The 15,739-nt window shown below is 33.7% G+C and carries 17 protein-coding genes; 5 read left to right on the forward strand and 12 right to left on the reverse strand.

The features are described 5' to 3' along the window. Positions 1-494: 494 nt before the first annotated feature. Positions 495-1,697 carry a macrolide family glycosyltransferase gene (locus tag ACQKMI_RS03865; RefSeq protein ID WP_427487365.1) on the forward strand — a complete coding sequence of 401 codons (1,203 nt, stop codon included), beginning with the start codon at positions 495-497 and terminating at the stop codon, positions 1,695-1,697. A gap of 118 nt (positions 1,698-1,815) precedes the next feature. Here ACQKMI_RS03865 and ACQKMI_RS03870 read toward each other — a convergent pair whose 3' ends face one another. After that, on the reverse strand, positions 1,816-2,265 hold the full coding sequence (locus ACQKMI_RS03870; protein ID WP_427487367.1) for a VOC family protein: 450 nt from the start codon (positions 2,263-2,265) through the stop codon (positions 1,816-1,818). A gap of 115 nt (positions 2,266-2,380) precedes the next feature. Here ACQKMI_RS03870 and ACQKMI_RS03875 point away from each other — a divergent pair, with 115 nt between their 5' ends. Then, a complete protein-coding gene (locus ACQKMI_RS03875; protein ID WP_427487368.1) occupies positions 2,381-3,319 on the forward strand; it encodes a helix-turn-helix transcriptional regulator in 939 nt (312 codons plus the stop codon). A 155-nt stretch (positions 3,320-3,474) separates the two neighbouring features. Here the strand turns inward: ACQKMI_RS03875 and ACQKMI_RS03880 are convergent, their stop codons facing one another. Then, positions 3,475-5,136 carry a M28 family peptidase gene (locus ACQKMI_RS03880; protein ID WP_427487369.1) on the reverse strand — a complete coding sequence of 554 codons (1,662 nt, stop codon included), beginning with the start codon at positions 5,134-5,136 and terminating at the stop codon, positions 3,475-3,477. A gap of 282 nt (positions 5,137-5,418) precedes the next feature. On the opposite strand from ACQKMI_RS03880, the gene ACQKMI_RS03885 reads away from it, so the two are divergent. Next, on the forward strand, positions 5,419-6,507 hold the full coding sequence (locus ACQKMI_RS03885; RefSeq protein ID WP_427487371.1) for a helix-turn-helix transcriptional regulator: 1,089 nt from the start codon (positions 5,419-5,421) through the stop codon (positions 6,505-6,507). A gap of 190 nt (positions 6,508-6,697) precedes the next feature. Continuing rightward, positions 6,698-7,219 carry a GrpB family protein gene (locus tag ACQKMI_RS03890; RefSeq protein WP_427487372.1) on the forward strand — a complete coding sequence of 174 codons (522 nt, stop codon included), beginning with the start codon at positions 6,698-6,700 and terminating at the stop codon, positions 7,217-7,219. Between the two features lie 346 nt (positions 7,220-7,565). Here ACQKMI_RS03890 and ACQKMI_RS03895 read toward each other — a convergent pair whose 3' ends face one another. After that, positions 7,566-8,660 carry a DUF418 domain-containing protein gene (locus tag ACQKMI_RS03895; RefSeq protein WP_427487373.1) on the reverse strand — a complete coding sequence of 365 codons (1,095 nt, stop codon included), beginning with the start codon at positions 8,658-8,660 and terminating at the stop codon, positions 7,566-7,568. Between the two features lie 284 nt (positions 8,661-8,944). On the opposite strand from ACQKMI_RS03895, the gene ACQKMI_RS03900 reads away from it, so the two are divergent. Further along, positions 8,945-9,673 carry a MerR family transcriptional regulator gene (locus tag ACQKMI_RS03900; protein ID WP_427487374.1) on the forward strand — a complete coding sequence of 243 codons (729 nt, stop codon included), beginning with the start codon at positions 8,945-8,947 and terminating at the stop codon, positions 9,671-9,673. Between the two features lie 187 nt (positions 9,674-9,860). Here the strand turns inward: ACQKMI_RS03900 and ACQKMI_RS03905 are convergent, their stop codons facing one another. The 9 genes from ACQKMI_RS03905 to yiaA form a co-directional block, all read right to left on the reverse strand. Then, positions 9,861-10,583 carry an SDR family NAD(P)-dependent oxidoreductase gene (locus ACQKMI_RS03905; protein ID WP_427487376.1) on the reverse strand — a complete coding sequence of 241 codons (723 nt, stop codon included), beginning with the start codon at positions 10,581-10,583 and terminating at the stop codon, positions 9,861-9,863. 114 nt (positions 10,584-10,697) lie between these two features. Next, a complete protein-coding gene (locus ACQKMI_RS03910; RefSeq protein WP_427487378.1) occupies positions 10,698-11,432 on the reverse strand; it encodes a DUF2087 domain-containing protein in 735 nt (244 codons plus the stop codon). A gap of 172 nt (positions 11,433-11,604) precedes the next feature. Next, on the reverse strand, positions 11,605-11,853 hold the full coding sequence (locus tag ACQKMI_RS03915; protein ID WP_427487380.1) for a hypothetical protein: 249 nt from the start codon (positions 11,851-11,853) through the stop codon (positions 11,605-11,607). 18 nt (positions 11,854-11,871) lie between these two features. Continuing rightward, positions 11,872-12,102 carry a hypothetical protein gene (locus ACQKMI_RS03920; protein WP_427487382.1) on the reverse strand — a complete coding sequence of 77 codons (231 nt, stop codon included), beginning with the start codon at positions 12,100-12,102 and terminating at the stop codon, positions 11,872-11,874. Between the two features lie 37 nt (positions 12,103-12,139). After that, positions 12,140-12,733, reverse strand: a complete 594-nt coding sequence (locus ACQKMI_RS03925) for a TetR/AcrR family transcriptional regulator (RefSeq protein WP_427487384.1) — start codon at positions 12,731-12,733, stop codon at positions 12,140-12,142. Between the two features lie 178 nt (positions 12,734-12,911). Next, positions 12,912-13,691 (reverse strand): phosphotransferase, encoded by a 780-nt coding sequence (locus ACQKMI_RS03930; RefSeq protein ID WP_427487386.1) that lies wholly within the window; start codon positions 13,689-13,691, stop codon positions 12,912-12,914. A 148-nt stretch (positions 13,692-13,839) separates the two neighbouring features. After that, the gene (locus ACQKMI_RS03935; protein WP_427487388.1) at positions 13,840-14,361 is read right to left on the reverse strand and encodes a hypothetical protein; all 522 of its coding nucleotides are present in this window, start codon (positions 14,359-14,361) and stop codon (positions 13,840-13,842) included. Between the two features lie 108 nt (positions 14,362-14,469). Next, positions 14,470-14,868, reverse strand: a complete 399-nt coding sequence (locus ACQKMI_RS03940; protein ID WP_427487390.1) for a hypothetical protein — start codon at positions 14,866-14,868, stop codon at positions 14,470-14,472. 286 nt (positions 14,869-15,154) lie between these two features. Then, entirely contained in the window at positions 15,155-15,571 is a 417-nt protein-coding gene (gene yiaA / locus ACQKMI_RS03945; RefSeq protein WP_427485086.1) for an inner membrane protein YiaA, read from the reverse strand. Between the last annotated feature and the right edge of the window lie 168 nt (positions 15,572-15,739).

The raw sequence follows: 15,739 nt of genomic DNA on the forward strand, positions 1-15,739 counted from the left end.
TTCTCAAGTCTTACCCTAAACCAATCTCAGTATTGAGCCAGCACGATTTCGAAATTAGTTTAGGGTTTTAAATGAACTTCTGAAATCTACCTTTCCCGACTTTACGTATTCTAGTAACAGAGAAGTAGATAATGCCCTTCTCCGTAATTTTTCCAATTACAATAATAAAGTGAAACTTTAATCAGTGTGGGGTTTGCTTCTTCCCCACTGATTATTAGTCTTCACCAATCGGACTTTTACTGGCAGTTCATCTCCCACCTATCTTCTTTGCTTTCGCCAAATTGCAAGGTAAGAATCTGGTACCTAACGCTTCGTTTTCGGTACAAATAAATTACTGCCCTTTAATGTCAACATAGGCTATTCACCTAAAAAGATACACGATCAAACTTGCTATAAGAACTCACTCTGTTTTACCATGGTTAAGCAATGATAAGGGAAAGTATCTCTTACTCTTACACCATCTTGAATATACCTTTATCTAAGGAGTGGTAAAATTGGCACGTGTTTTATTTATTAACGCTGGATCAGAAGGACATATCAATCCAACGATTGGCGTTGTGCAGGAGCTTATTTCGCGAGGAGAAGAGGTCGTGTTCTTTACGATAGAAGCTTTTCGGGAGCGCATTGAGAAGACAGGAGCGACTGTGCGCACGTTTGATGGCCAAAAATTTATAAAAGCCTTTATCTCAGGCGGAAGAAATCATTTGCTCGAAAGGGTCAATGGACTTTTACTTACTGCAGATATCGTCATCCCTAGCGTACTTGAACAAATTAAAGGAGAGCATTTTGATTACATCATCCACGATTCTATGTTTGGATGTGGTCATTTACTTGCCAAAATTCTGAAGCTTCCCGCAATCAATTCATGTACATCTTTTGCAGAGACCAAACTATCATTCGATCAAACATTAGAACATCTTTCACAAAATGTCTCGACTGAAGTTTTAACAAGTATAAATGCTGATTTTCTAAACCTGACTACAAAAATCAAAGAAAAATATGGTGTTGAAATCAATTCACCTTATGAAGTGTTCTGTAACCCGGCACCATTGACAATCGTTTATACAACGAGGGAATTTCAACCTTTTGGAGAAGCATTCGACCCATCCTATAAATTTGTAGGCCCATCCATCTCTTCACGGTTAACGCAAGAAGACTTCGACCTTTCCGCAATCAAGGGAAAAGGCCCTATTTATATTTCATTAGGTACGGTCTTAAATCAAGCCATTGATTTCTATAAGCTGTGTTTGAAGGCATTCGGGAATACTGAGCATACCGTTGTCATGTCGATTGGGGAACAAACCCCACTTGATGCATTAGGAAAGGTTCCTGAAAATTTCATAGTGAAAAATTATGTTCCACAAACCGAACTGCTACAATACACTAAATTATTTATCACACACGGTGGCATGAATAGCACTAATGAATCTCTCTATAACGGGGTTCCATTAATCGTGATCCCACTAAGTGCTGATCAGCCGATCATCGCTAAACAAGTTACCAACATCGGAGCAGGTATACAATTACAAATGGAAAGTTTGACAGCTAATCAACTAAGTGAAGCTGCCAATCATGTGTTAAACACCCCTTCCATCCAAAATGCTGTTGCAAACATAAAAAAATCCTTCCAACATTCTGGTGGGTATCACAAAGCTGTTGACGAGATTTTTAAGTTTAAAAGTCATTACGGTATTTAAAAGCTGCCATTTTTTTTAATGAAATAAAATAGCTGGGTAAAGATTTCTCCCATACCCAGCTTTTTTTACACACTTAGTCAAATAACGATGGCTACATGTTGTAAAAACGAACCATGTTTTAATGTAATCGATCATCAAACATTAATTGTATTTGAATACCAAACGGGTCTTCAAGTATGCCGTATGCTTTACTAAAAGCATTACTCGATAGTGGAACAATGATTCTCACTCTCTCATCTGTCGTCAAACTCTTGTAAAAATGTTCGATTTCTTCTAAGTCCGCGCTTTGAATACACAGTGAAGTGTTGTTCCCCACTACATATTTTTCTGATACATCCATTGTATCTTCCGCCAACATAACCTTTGTTTTTCCGATTATTAAAACGGAATGAGTAATATAATGTTTATTCTCCTCAGTAATCAGCAACGAGCTGTCACGTTTTGCCATGTCTTCATAAGTAACGAGTAACAATTCCTCTGCGTTAAAATGCTTTTTGTAAAAATCGACCGCTTCTTTAGCTTTTCCATTCATGGATAAAAAAATAGCTACTTCTAGTGTTGTACTCATAGTATCAATCCCCTGTATAAAATAATTTTAGGTAAATTTCTTATCAATTGATATTACCTTGACCTTATTTTAAGATATAAAGGTATCAAAACATGACACCTTTAAGGAGATTCACTTGAAAAAATCAGAAAGATTAAATGACATGATTAGATACTTAAACAGTCGGGAGTACTTTAATTTAAGTGACCTAATGGCTAAATACAATATTTCCAAAAGTACGGCTCTGCGTGATATTAGTTCATTAGAACAATTGGGTATGCCTATTTTTGCTGAGCATGGCAGACATGGACGTTATGGAATCTTAAAAAATAGATTGTTATCCCCTATTATTTTTACAATTGATGAAGTATATGCTCTGTACTTTGCCATGCTGACACTAGAATCTTATCAATCAACCCCATTCCATTTAAGCGTTCATAAACTTAATGAAAAGTTCGAAAACTGTCTGTCTAACAATCAAATACAGCAAATTCATAAAATGAAAAAAGTTCTACAATTTGAAGTAAATCAGCATAATAATGTTAGCCGTTTTTTAGATAAAATTTTAAAGAGTATTCTTACTGAAAGTAGCTGTAAGATTCACTATTTGAAAAATAACGAGCAAAAAAGTTACCATGTTCAATTTTTCAAAATTTCCGCTAGGTTTGGTCAATGGTATGCAACTGGCATACAGTTAAATACGAATAAATATAGAGTTTTCAGATGTGATAGAATCTCTTTTATTGAAGAACAGGGGATGAAATCTCACTATTCTTTAGATGAACTTATTCATCATTCATTAGAAATTTATCAATCCGAGAAGAGTATTGATTTTGAGGTAGAAATTTCAGCTCAAGCAAAGGATATTTTTTATAAAGAACATTATCCTTCTATGAAAATAGAAATTGGTAATAAAACAGTCGTGAAGGGATTTTATAATGCTGGAGAAGAGGAATTTATCGCTAATTATTTTATGAGGTACGGTCATAGTGTTATATCAGTAAAGCCTTATTCATTAAAACAGATTATCCAGGATAAAGTAGAGAGCCTCTTTAATCACTATCAAAAATTATAATTCAATATGTAGATCCATTTAAGTAATTTTTGTGTTGTACAACTCAGTATCTACTATGGATTAGCACTTATTTTCCTGCATTTATAATTTTTCTTAGACGACGAAAAGGAGAAAAACGAATTCGCTTTTCTCCTCTTTTTTATTTAATATCCCTTCTATTCTGCACCATCAAAAGCCATTAACCAATTCACAATTGCTACTATCGGGAATATAATGATTGCCGTTAGAATGGCTATTATAGGTGCCATACTAATTGTTAGTGCAACATATATCAAATACATAATTGGAGCAAGTAATAGAATACTTGGAACTGTCCATCCTGCAACTGTTATATATGGATACACACCCTTCCGCCAATTAACTTTCAATATGATAGGTAAAATCAACAGCAAACTTATAATTGCTGGAATCGTAAAAGCGTAACTAATACCTTTGAACGTAAAGCTAGTCAACGCAGCCAATACAATCCATAAAACCTGCGTACTCATCACGAAATTTGCGGAACCGTATTTTTTCGAAATCCACTTCGCAAAAAAGAGACAAAACACCATCGCAAGTAAGACCAACGACGTAAGAATCGTCGGATCATACGTACCAAACATAGCCATATTATATTCATTTATTTCACCGATCAATACAATTGAGGAAAGACGCATTAGAAGAAAATAGAAGATGAAAATGGCAACAAGACTACCCATCATCGCAAATAAACTTAAAGCAAATCCCTTAATCTGTATCACTTTCGTTTTAAAGCTAAAGATAAATATAGCGACTGTTAAGACAAGTAAAATAATCAGTAATGGGACTACTAACTTTTCGGAGTACACAACTAGTATTTTTTTCATTAACGGGAAGTAAATCGCATTACTTTTACTTTCCTCAATCGTTTGAAACTCTTTTGCATCCATCATCATAAACTTTTTCACTAAAGGAAGTACATAGCTCCCGAAGTGACGAATTGTTGCTTCATCACTATTTTCCACACGATCTGTCCTTGCATGATATGCATCAAATCCATTCATATTCGCAAAATTATAGCCTAATTTCTTTGTCACTTTCAATTCGGTAAAATCGGTATCGTTCGGCATCCTTTTATACATTTCAGCAGCAAATGAGTATGCTACAGGATATGGAACAATCTCTTTATACAATTGCAATAACTGTAAATCATTTGAACTCGTTTCAAACAAAATGGGTACCCCTGTATTGCCTCTTGCTTCGAAATTCAACATCACGCTTACATTACCCAAAACATCCGCTCGATCTTTAAGAGCACTCGCGCCTAGTAAACCCCGCTCCTCACCGTCTGTTAGAACAAAATAAATTGAATTTTTAGGTGCTGGCATTTGCTTTAATGCTCTTGCTGTCTCCAAAATTGTGACAACGCCATAACCATCATCTGATGCTCCAGGGGTTTCTAATACAGAATCATAATGAGCTGTTAGTAAAATCGCATGATCATCACCTGATGTCCCTTGGATTTTTGCAATTATATTTTCAACATTTTCTGTACCTATATCTGAAGCATACTTCTCTCCTCTAAGATCCTTCACTGGCTTCGATTGAATTTCGACGGGTATATCGAGATGTTGAAAGTGTTCAACAATATAATCCCTAACCCTTTTATTCGCTGGAGAGCCTATTGGATGTGGTTCCTTTGCAACTTCCTTTAAATAATCCAGAGCTCGATCTGATGAAAAATCCTTTTCGGTTTCCCTCATTTCTTCCCTAGAAGGACTTAAAAATTGACTAAAACTTATTAACAGCGTTAACAATCCTAGTAATATCGCAAAAATAAGCAATTTTCTTTTTTTCATCTAATCTTCTCCTTATTTTTTCTACCTAGTTAAAACTGAATTTTAGCCACCTAGATTTATCATATGTTTTTTATTTGAATTCTTTTCCGATCATCAGATTTTACTCTTACGCAGTCGCACAAAAAACACTTGTTGCTGCCGCTTCGCTTTCGCACAAAAAACACTTGCTATTACACCTCATCAACCTTAACGTAGAATCTAGTTCGTCTCATTCAAAAAACACAACGAATATCAAAACCATTTTTCATTCTTAACTATAATTAAATTTAGGAGTGATGCATGATGAACATTATGATTCAAGATATGATTGATTGGATTAAAGAACATCTGTTCGAGGGGTTTTCCCTGATGAAACTAAGTGAAGCAATGGGCTATTCTTCTTATTACTGTTCCTTTAAATTTCATCAAATAACAGGCATTAGCATTAAACGCTATATGACCTTTAGAAAAACCTATCTGTCTTCACTCTCTCTTAGTGAAACAGATGAAAGGATCATTGAGATAGCGATTAAACATGGCTATTCATCGCAAGAAGCATTTTCCCGAGCTTACAAGGAAATATTCGGCGTTACCCCTAATGCCTTTCGTTTATGTCCTAAACCATTGCAATCTTATGTAAAGCTCACTATGAATGAAGCGAGGAGTTATTATATGGATATTTCAAAAAAATTAAGAATTGAAGATTTACAAAAACATGTGGATGAACATTTTGATCATGAAGTATTGAACATTTTAAATGGTCAATATATGTACGAAGAATTCAGTTCTCAACAATTAATGGGAAAAAGCGATTACGCACCATTTAATGAAGCGATGTGTGTACACGACACCGTTAAACCAATTTTTAGCGACTCATTCAAACAGGTTCGAGCTGCAGGACATCAAGTCTCACTTAAGGATTACGAAGCCATTACAGTTGCTCCACTTGAAAAGACCTTATTTTCAAAAGAATATCAATGTATCGTTCTTTGGTTTGGGGAAGATATGTTTTGTCAGATGAATTTAATAACATTGTTAGCGTTTTTAGAACAAACATCATTCAAAGGAACGATTTACTATCATGCGGTGAGAGAGCAAACATATGATGTGCAAGAGACTGACATAACATTAGGAAGCTATTATCATATATATAAAGCAGTGTTAGTAGACCACCGTATGCCAGATGTAGAACTGATGCCTGTTATGTATCAAGGGATCAAATTGTATTTAGAACTATTGAACAACGATAACGAAATCACAAAGTATATCCAAACACAGCAACATCTACCTCACGATGAAATTGTCCAGAACTTACTGCATCTCTTCCCTCAATATGGTTTAGGGGATTCTCAATATTTAGCATTAATTAAAGCAACGCAAATTAAAGATTAAGCGCTGCTCCCCCTTCAGAGTGATGAAGTGTTGCTATCAAACTCTTCATCGCTCATTTTAACACTATGTAAAAACGAATCGCCTGCTTTGTAGAAGATTTTCAAACATCTTTATTGACAATGTATTAGATTTTTTATAATAAGTAATAATGCACAAATTTTGTCAAGAAACAAAGAATGGGGTGTATTGAATGAGGATTATAAAAGTTGTAGATTATAACCACAATTGGAGCAGCTACTATCAGAAAGAGGAACGTTCAATTAGGGCGATCCTTCAAGATGAATTGGTGAATAGTTTTCATATTGGAAGTACATCCGTTCCAGGTCTAAAAGCAAAACCAATTATTGATATTTTACTAGTAGTTAATGATATCCATAAATTAGATTCATTTTCCAAGCAATTTCAAGAGATTGGATACGAAGTTAAGGGCGAATTCGGCATAACTGGAAGAAGATATTTCCGTAAAGGTGGCGATCGTCGCACACATCAAATTCACGCTTTTCAATATAACAACATTGAAGAAATAGAAAGACATTTAGCATTTAGAGATTACCTTCGAGAGCATCCCGAAGTTTGCAGGCAGTATGGGGAAATAAAGTGCCAACTTGCCAAGCAGTATCCAAATGATATGAATGCCTACTGCAACGGGAAAGATGATTTTGTCAAAAGTGTTGAAAAAGATGCTATTAAATGGCATTGGTCTGTCCGTTAATAGTATTGTCCATTTTGTGTTTGTATTTGAAAGCTCTCTTTATTATATGTAACAAAAAATTAGATATAATTTTTTATATACAACATCATAATCGAGTGTGTAATGAATGAAATAAGCAGTGGAAATAGCCTTTTAAGCTCAACATTAATAATGGAGGTAATTATCAGGCTGGGACAATACTGATTAAAACCTTAAAAAGCGCGAGAAATCAATTTTAGTAACGTTGATTTCTCGCGCTTTTTCTGATGTGAAATTTTTAATTTTTTTGCTTTGAAAATAACCTTATGTCCTACCCTTTTTATAAACTCTCCTTATGTAACAGAAATTCACTTCCTCTACTACAATATTAATTTGTCATTTTTCTCATCACCCATTCAATCGGCCCTCTTTTAAATCTATTGCTCCATAAAACAGAAAATAGAATACTCGCTACGAAAAACAATAGTGTAAATACTAATGAAAATGCCAACGTTTGGTTTTCTAACCGATTGAATAAAGCCAATATGCCAACACCGATGAATACATGACTTACATAATGAGTTAATGTTAATTGTCCTGTTTGAATAAGTGATTTTATCAACCATTGTCCAGAAAACCTTTCTACGATATAAATTGAAGCAACAATGACGATAGTCGCAGAAGCAGAATTTGATAAGATATATAAAATGTTTGGTGGAATTGGCCCTGTTTGAAACAAGAATTCTGCACTGTTTACATCTAATACCGATAGAGATAGTCGCATTAATACTTTTGAAAGTACCCCAATTGTTACGAGTAAAACCATAGAAATAAACAACATTTTGTTTCTTACAGTTTTCTTCGATAAATCAAGTCTGCCAAGGACCATCCCAAGCAAAAAGAAACAGATCCAAGGGAATACTGGATGATATCCATTAAACAAAAGATTTCTTAGAAAACCTTCGATCGTCCAAAAATCAACATATTCCATAAACAGTTGTTCTGAATGCCATCCTTTCAAATAATTCACTGTCACTTGTAAGACTTGCGAGGTAATTAAAAAAAAACTAGATAGGATGATCATGAGCTTTGTAGAAGCTACGATAAGAAAGGATGCAATCAGCATATAAACACCATAATAATGGAGAATATCACCAGTCCAATCAGCAACATATAAAAGTAAACCTAGAATAAAAAGAAAAGCGGAACGTTTCCATAATTTCATCCTATTTTCTTTAATAGATGAAAGGTCACCGCGATTTCTAGCTTTTCTTGTCATCAACGCAACTCCGATACCGGCCAATGTAACAAAAGTGGCAGACGCCCTTCCTTCGAAAAGTCCAGTAAACCATATAAGCCAATCCGGTCCATTCCCTGCCGCTCCCATAATAATTTTAAAGTTAACTATAAGCATCCCAAACATAGCCAATGCTCGAGCGAAATCTAGCCCTTCAATACGTTTAGATTGTAACTGTTCGGTCATAAATGTTCCTCCTTCAGTTAATACACCATCACTATAAACTATAGGGTTGACCTAATGTCAAACCAACTTTTGTTTGTGCCCACCTCTCAATTCACTGTCCATTTATCCATTGGTAGATGCTAAAACCGCCACGTCGCAAATCCGTTAGCTTTATCACACGGAATTTATACCTACAAATTCTTATATCCATTCCTTTCATTATCTGTTTAAGGTTTTATATTAGGTTTATTGTTTGACATTAGGCTAGCCCTAGAGTTTATATTTATCTAGAGAAGAGGGATATTATGGATGAAACAATTACAATAAATCAATTGGCTAAAATATTTGATATTAGTCATCATCAAATACGCTATTACGAAGAAAAAGGCCTCTTATTTCCATCCTACACGGATAATAATAGATATCGAAAATATTCTCTGAAGGAAATTTACCAGCTTGCTCAAATATTAATGTTGAGAAGTTTAAATCTTTCAATCGCACAAATTAAAGAGGTTTTAACTACGTATGAAAAAAATGACTATTTGAGTTTATTAAGAGAAAAATCAAAAGAACTTTCAGACGAAATAAACAAATTACAAAAGATTCAAAAGGCAATTGATCAACATTATGTAAATATTACAAACAAAAAAGTGAATTCAACAAAATACTTAGAAGAAAGTCATTTAGAAAAAATAATCACTTTAAAAACAAATGAAACTTTATCAGCCAAAGATATGTTTAAATTTCAATTATCAAAGCAATTTTTTTATAATGATATTATTTATGTTTTTGAAGAAGATGAATATCATATATGTATAGAAACTGAACAGAAAGCTGATTTCATCATGAATGAAGGTAAATATAGTTCTCTATTTATTTTAGGTGAAACTGATGATGACTTTGAGGAACAAATATTATCCATTATCGACAAGAAAAATGCCCCAGTCTATGTAATGGAGCTCTCAAGCGGCATTTTTACTAATAGCAATGTTCTTGAGTTAGAAGTTTTAATTCCTGAAAAAAATGAGGGTTAATTTTATTAGAATAGTAACTTCACGCTAGAGAATCATATATCTGTTCATCCGAAGTCAAAGATTTCGAAAGCTGTTATTGCAGTAGGAAAGGCATTTTACTCGAACTAAACAATTTTACAGGCTCCATCATTCATAATGATAACGGCTCACATATTGAACAGAATCGTTCAACACGTGAGCCGTTTTTTTATACATTCATATCTGTAATGGCAGGAATATTTATTTCCTTTACACATGAAACTGGTGATAAATTAATCACACATTGGACAATGGCTACAATATCTTGTACTGGAATACGTGTACCTTCATACAACTTAATTGCTTTTTCAGCCCCTTCTTCAAAAGGTACTTCAGCAGCCAGCTCTCCTGGATTAATACACGTTACAGTGATTTTATCTTTTCTCAAATGCTCGCGTAAAGCATTTGTAATACCTCGCAAGCCAAATTTAGAAGTAACAAACGAAACTTGTGCATTATTCGTATGATCTAAACCTGCTGTCGATCCAATTAAAATTATTTTTCCATTTTCGGCCTGTCTTAAATTAGGTAATAGCGTCTGAATATATGTAATCGTGGAAGTTAAATTAATATTAATTAAGCTTGCAATATCCCCAATCTCATCATTATCAAACGTATAGTCATCTTCAAAACCACGTTTTTCCCATACTCCAACATTATAAATTAATACATCAATAGCAACGCCTTGTAAAGTTTCTTTTAAAGCAGGAATATGTTGTTGACTAGATAAATCAATAGAAAGCCATTTACGATTTACACCATCATTTATATCTAAACTACTTGGTCGTGTTCGAGACACCACCCATACTGTATCCCCTTTTGTTGGTAACCCTTTTACAAATGCGTCACCTAATCCTTGGCTTGCTCCAAATATAATAAAGTTCTTACTCATCCAATCACCCTTTCTATATGACTACAACATAAGTATAGTTAATATAAAAACAAGTAACAAGTAATGTTATTTATGTAAATATTAAGGTAAAGAAAGTATCAACGCTCGTTCAGTTTAAACTTCTTTCACCCAATACGTTGTGCAATCATCACTTCGATCTAGGAAACCATATTCAATTAAGTATCTTCTTAATGATACGTAATCACTATAAATAGGCTTTAAAATTTCATTGATTTCCTTTTCGTTATATTTACGCCCTTGCTCAAACTTCGTTACAATGTATTGCAGTAAAATAATCTTTCGTTTTTCTTTACTTGGAAAACTTTCAATTGAACCATCTAAGCCATTTTTAAAATACGTCGCTAGTACTTTTTCTTTCTCGTCTACAATAATTGCATAACGTTCATCCACTTGTGTTGCCCCCTTATGAATTGGCTCGTATACTTTTGTTGTTTCTAAAGCCTGCATAATTGCCAGAAAGACTTTTGCTTGTTTTTCTTTTTCTTTCAATTTAAATCGATGCTGACGAATTGTTGAAATGCTATTTGCAGTAGTGCTATTAACAATCTCCTTATCTGGCGCCCCTGTTGCAAAGAGCTTAAGCAATTCGGTTTGGATATCTGATAGCCCTGTATCCTTCTTATTTAATTGAAGTAACGCTTCAAATACGGAAATATGTTCATTCTCGATATGTCGTTGTATAGCTTTTTTAGCCGTAAAAAAACGATCATCTATTTTGAACACTTCTTCGGCGTCAAATAATTCTTTACAAAATATACATTCATACGCATCACCTGAGTCTACATATCCCCTCGATAATTCCTCTATCGTCAAATCAGTTAAATCCATAAACAAAACCTCTCTTCGTTCACCATTTAATAAACAATATATAATAAGTTTATTTATTTGTAAACAACGATAGCATTTGTTTATCTAAATAAAGAAGAATCCATTTTGACAATAAACAATCAAAACAGATTCCTCTCAGCTTTTAGCTATATTAAAAATTCATGTTATTTATCTAATCGTTTTTTTCACTTTGCCGATATATGAAAACACTGCTTATGATGCCAATTCCACCAAATAACAAAACCCATATATTCTTAAAAAGAAGTCCATAGAAGGTCATTACACTACTAATAATTCCACTTGAAAAAGCACTGGATACCATGGATTTTTTTGTTGGTTTAGGGAATTGAATAGAAGTTCCCATACTTTTATTTCCCCATTTACATGCCACATCCATAATATTTTGTAGTTTGTCTAACATCTTGTTATCCTCCCCTTTTTAGAATACGAAAAAAGAAAAAAATGCATTGGACAAAGCACCTAAAAAAGCCAACATTGAAAATGATAAACACACCATTCCGGCAATCTTTTTTGTCTTCTGTTCTCTATTCTTTTTGGACATTAAAACTAACCCTAAAATTAGTAGGAAGCTTGCTAAAATGATATTCACCGTGATAAAGAACGGTGCTGTTTCTTTTAGAAAGTCTATAACACGCCAAAATAAATCCATTGATATCTCCTCCTATTTTATAATTGCATTAGAGCCTCTACTCAAAAATACTTGCTACCAACTGCTTCGTAATAAATTGAAATGCAGCTAAATGATCACAGTTCTTTGAAATTCCTTCTTTACTTGCAATGCTTGAAAGAAGGACTGTGAAAGTAGAAAAGGCTAAATTTTCAGGAACCTTTAATTGAAGATTTGCTCGTTTGATTGCTGTACGAAAAAGTTCACTACTATCAAATATTAGTTTTTCTTTCATTTCCTCCGAAAGTTTACTATAAAACGATGTAAAATCAGTCGTTTTCACGTCATAAAGAAATGGCTTGCTTTCGTATTCATAGTAAAGCTGGATGATGGCTGTTTCAAAGCCGGACTTCTCAGGACATTGTTCAATTCGCTCAATGAAATTTTCATAAATAGTATCTTGAATGTCATACAGAACTTCAAAAAAAAGTTCTTCCTTACTGGCATATAAATTATAAAAAGTACCTGTTGATATTTCTGCTTTCTTACACAATGCGCCAATGCTTGTTTCTTTATAACCCGGAGAAATCCAAAATGCCATGCATCCATCTTTCAATTTACTTTTAATCAGCATTTTATCTTCTTCTGAAAAAACCTTTTTTCCCCTTGCCATTGAAGATCCCCTTCTTTCGTGAATATATTTCATGAATATTCATAAGATATATTCACATAATAGCATTAACACCAAATTTTAACAAGGGATTAAATAACAAATCATTTCAGATCAATAGATATAAAAAGCCAACGTTTTGAATAATGTTACTTCAAAACGTTGGCTTTTCTTTCATTTTTTAAATATTCTCCACATATTCACAAGCTTTTGTCACGGTAAGTACTAGGAAGATACTTCCTCCATTCCTCCCATGCTTCCAAATAACCATTAAGATCATGCGGATGAACTTTAATACACACGCCAATTCGGGTATATAATTGAAAACAACTTCATTCAATAGTTGTTCCTTTGTCAAGGATGCATTTCCGTTCCACAACGAAAATGAAGAAAAATGTGTATGTAAATCCAGACTATCTGGTGAGGAACAAAACGCATAGGTAAAATCGTAAATTTTGGGACCGATTAGAGGTGATGGGTCAATAACGCCTTTTAACTGATTACAAGAATAGACAAAATTATGAACACCCGTATCACCGTGAAGGTAATACTTCTCCTCTTGATAGTGATAAGTATTTAATATATTTACCAATAACTCTACTCTTTTATGGTCTTCGCTCGGTAAGAGCTTACCAATATTCATTTTGGAAGACTCATAACTACTCTGATTAAAGTCTGACCAGGAGCTTCTATGAATCCCGTTTACTCTTCCCCAAGGAATATCTTTGTCCACCTTTTCATAATGATTGAATAACTCTTTCGCTAAAATTTTCATCCATTCTACTTTCGATCCTCGATTATAGTGAGTTTCTCCAGGTATAAAAGAGTAGACAATAAATTCTTTTTTTTGATCCGTGTAAAGAACATCCGGCAACAATTTCACTTTTTTATAGGCAAGCAGGAATTCCTCAGTGACAGATATTATCATAGGTTGGTCAATCTTTATCACATAAATTGGCATATTTTTGCACAGGATCGTATATATTTAGTTAACTAACTTAATAAGTTCGCTATCTTTTTCAACAATCCTGCTCATCAATAAGAAAAGTAGCCTTTGACTTGGGTAGCTTTTACTCTTGAATCGTTAGGTGAAAAATATTCTTTTTCACCTATACCCACCCTATATTAACAGTATTATCATGAAAGAATTCAATTACATATTTTTGAGTTAGGCAATAAATATATAAGTCACTTCCTAACCAGACTATCTCCTCAATATTACTTAATAATTCATTAGTCAATTTAGTTTTTATACATGGATGACTATCGTATCCCCAAAAGATATATATAGGAGTTGATGTATCTAAACCTTTAGAAATTAAAAGTGACGGAATACTTGTTATTTCTTGGTCAACCACTTCGATTTGGTTAACATTAACATTTCCCCAGTCGATTCTATTCCAAAATGTAAATGGGAAATTTGCAGAAAAATCTTCTACAATTAAATCACTTTTATTAGAATCTTGTATTTCAAATACTTCCGATTCGCCGAACACTTCTTGAAGCAAAGCCTTTACTTCATTCTCTTTTTCAATTCTTTCTTGGATAATTTCTTTTTGTCTTCGTACCTCTAGAATTTCCTTTAATCTCTTCTGTCTCTCTTCTCTGTTCACCCAAATGTTAACCTCCATATCATTTTGTTATTGAATCTATACCACAATTAGAAAAGCGTTTCATTTTATTATTGAAACGCAACTGTTAGTTCAACAAGGAATAATAATGACCTTATATAAACATTCCTAAATTCCGTAATATTTTTTATAAAAATTCAAGACTTCTTCTACATTGAAATCCTCAAAATCTTCTTTACATTTCTGTAAATAGCTTAGTTCTTTCTTTGCCTCTAAAGTATCAAATTTTTTGAGATAACCCAGTGTCTTTTCCAATCCTGCACCACATAATAGTTGAGCATCAATATAACAATGTGTATCAAAGTCCTTTTCCTTCGCTCTCCATATTAAAAGAGTATCGTCAACACTTCCTAAAGCAAATAATTGAATACATAGTGTTTTTAAGTATTCATTATCTTCCGATGATTCATTATCTAGTTCTTCTTTTAATAAATTTCTGATTCTATCCACAAAATCTATCTTAGGTACTAATCCGAAACTTTTTAAAAGTTCTTCAGTTCTATCCATAAATCACAGTTCCCCCATGTTTTCATTTGAATAATATTCTCCTAAATTCATTGTACTCCTTCTTAAACTATACTGTGCTGTTAGATCAATAAAAAAAGAGTTGCCTAAGCAACCCAACAACCTTTAATTAAAACCCTTCGATAGTTGAAGAAAGAAATGGAAGCCTTTCCGCAGGTGATCCGTTTCTCAAATTTAAATTTAGTTGTCTATGCAAAAACATAAACATTTAGCTAGCTATGGAAACCCCAAGCAGCATAATAGATTCTGCTCCATTTTAGTACATAACTCAAGCTTTTTCTCTTGCCCTCTGTGTATCCCTTATATTCTTTTGAACTGTTATTGCTGCAAATAAACTAAGAACAAATGCCATCCCAAAAAATCCTTTTTCGCTTAAAACAACACTTCCTGCATTGTATAAACCGATGGCCATTAATGAAATAGATACAATCAGGGCGAACCAACTAAGACCATAATAAATATTCGTAACTGGTATTCCCTCATCTTTATCTCTAACTGCTTTTTGTAAAGATATCGCAGAATACAGTCCGAATACTAAAACTGCAAAGTAAAATCCTTTTTCGTTCAATTGCATAGTTGCGTTAAACAAACCGATTAGATAAGACGCAACGCCAACTAATAGCGCTGCCCACGAAGCCCCTTTGAAGGCCGGAGTCGGTTCTCCCTCTTTCCGTTCTTCTTTCATCTTTATATCATTTCGTGTTTCTTTATCTACTAAAACTTCATTATCATCATTCAATTTTCCGCCTCCATATTTTAGTCTAATAAAAATGGAACACCAGAGGCATTGTAGTGCCCCCAGTACATAGACCTGCATAACGAACCTGCCACTAAATTGAAGAAGAAAAAGCGA

This window comes from Lysinibacillus sp. NPDC097214 (assembly GCF_050277945.1).
In the GTDB taxonomy this organism is placed as follows: Bacteria; Bacillota; Bacilli; order Bacillales_A; family Planococcaceae; genus Lysinibacillus; species Lysinibacillus xylanilyticus_B.

Coding starts and splice junctions, on each gene's coding strand:
- ACQKMI_RS03870 (WP_427487367.1), bottom strand. CDS start 2,265: ATGAGTACAACACTAGAAGTAGCTATTTTTTTATCCATGAATGGAAAA.
- ACQKMI_RS03880 (WP_427487369.1), bottom strand. CDS start 5,136: ATGAAAAAAAGAAAATTGCTTATTTTTGCGATATTACTAGGATTGTTA.
- ACQKMI_RS03885 (WP_427487371.1), top strand. CDS start 5,419: ATGAACATTATGATTCAAGATATGATTGATTGGATTAAAGAACATCTG.
- ACQKMI_RS03890 (WP_427487372.1), top strand. CDS start 6,698: ATGAGGATTATAAAAGTTGTAGATTATAACCACAATTGGAGCAGCTAC.
- ACQKMI_RS03895 (WP_427487373.1), bottom strand. CDS start 8,660: ATGACCGAACAGTTACAATCTAAACGTATTGAAGGGCTAGATTTCGCT.
- ACQKMI_RS03900 (WP_427487374.1), top strand. CDS start 8,945: ATGGATGAAACAATTACAATAAATCAATTGGCTAAAATATTTGATATT.
- ACQKMI_RS03905 (WP_427487376.1), bottom strand. CDS start 10,583: ATGAGTAAGAACTTTATTATATTTGGAGCAAGCCAAGGATTAGGTGAC.
- ACQKMI_RS03910 (WP_427487378.1), bottom strand. CDS start 11,432: ATGGATTTAACTGATTTGACGATAGAGGAATTATCGAGGGGATATGTA.
- ACQKMI_RS03915 (WP_427487380.1), bottom strand. CDS start 11,853: ATGTTAGACAAACTACAAAATATTATGGATGTGGCATGTAAATGGGGA.
- ACQKMI_RS03920 (WP_427487382.1), bottom strand. CDS start 12,102: ATGGATTTATTTTGGCGTGTTATAGACTTTCTAAAAGAAACAGCACCG.
- ACQKMI_RS03925 (WP_427487384.1), bottom strand. CDS start 12,733: ATGGCAAGGGGAAAAAAGGTTTTTTCAGAAGAAGATAAAATGCTGATT.
- ACQKMI_RS03930 (WP_427487386.1), bottom strand. CDS start 13,691: ATGCCAATTTATGTGATAAAGATTGACCAACCTATGATAATATCTGTC.
- ACQKMI_RS03935 (WP_427487388.1), bottom strand. CDS start 14,361: ATGGAGGTTAACATTTGGGTGAACAGAGAAGAGAGACAGAAGAGATTA.
- ACQKMI_RS03940 (WP_427487390.1), bottom strand. CDS start 14,868: ATGGATAGAACTGAAGAACTTTTAAAAAGTTTCGGATTAGTACCTAAG.
- yiaA (WP_427485086.1), bottom strand. CDS start 15,571: ATGAAAGAAGAACGGAAAGAGGGAGAACCGACTCCGGCCTTCAAAGGG.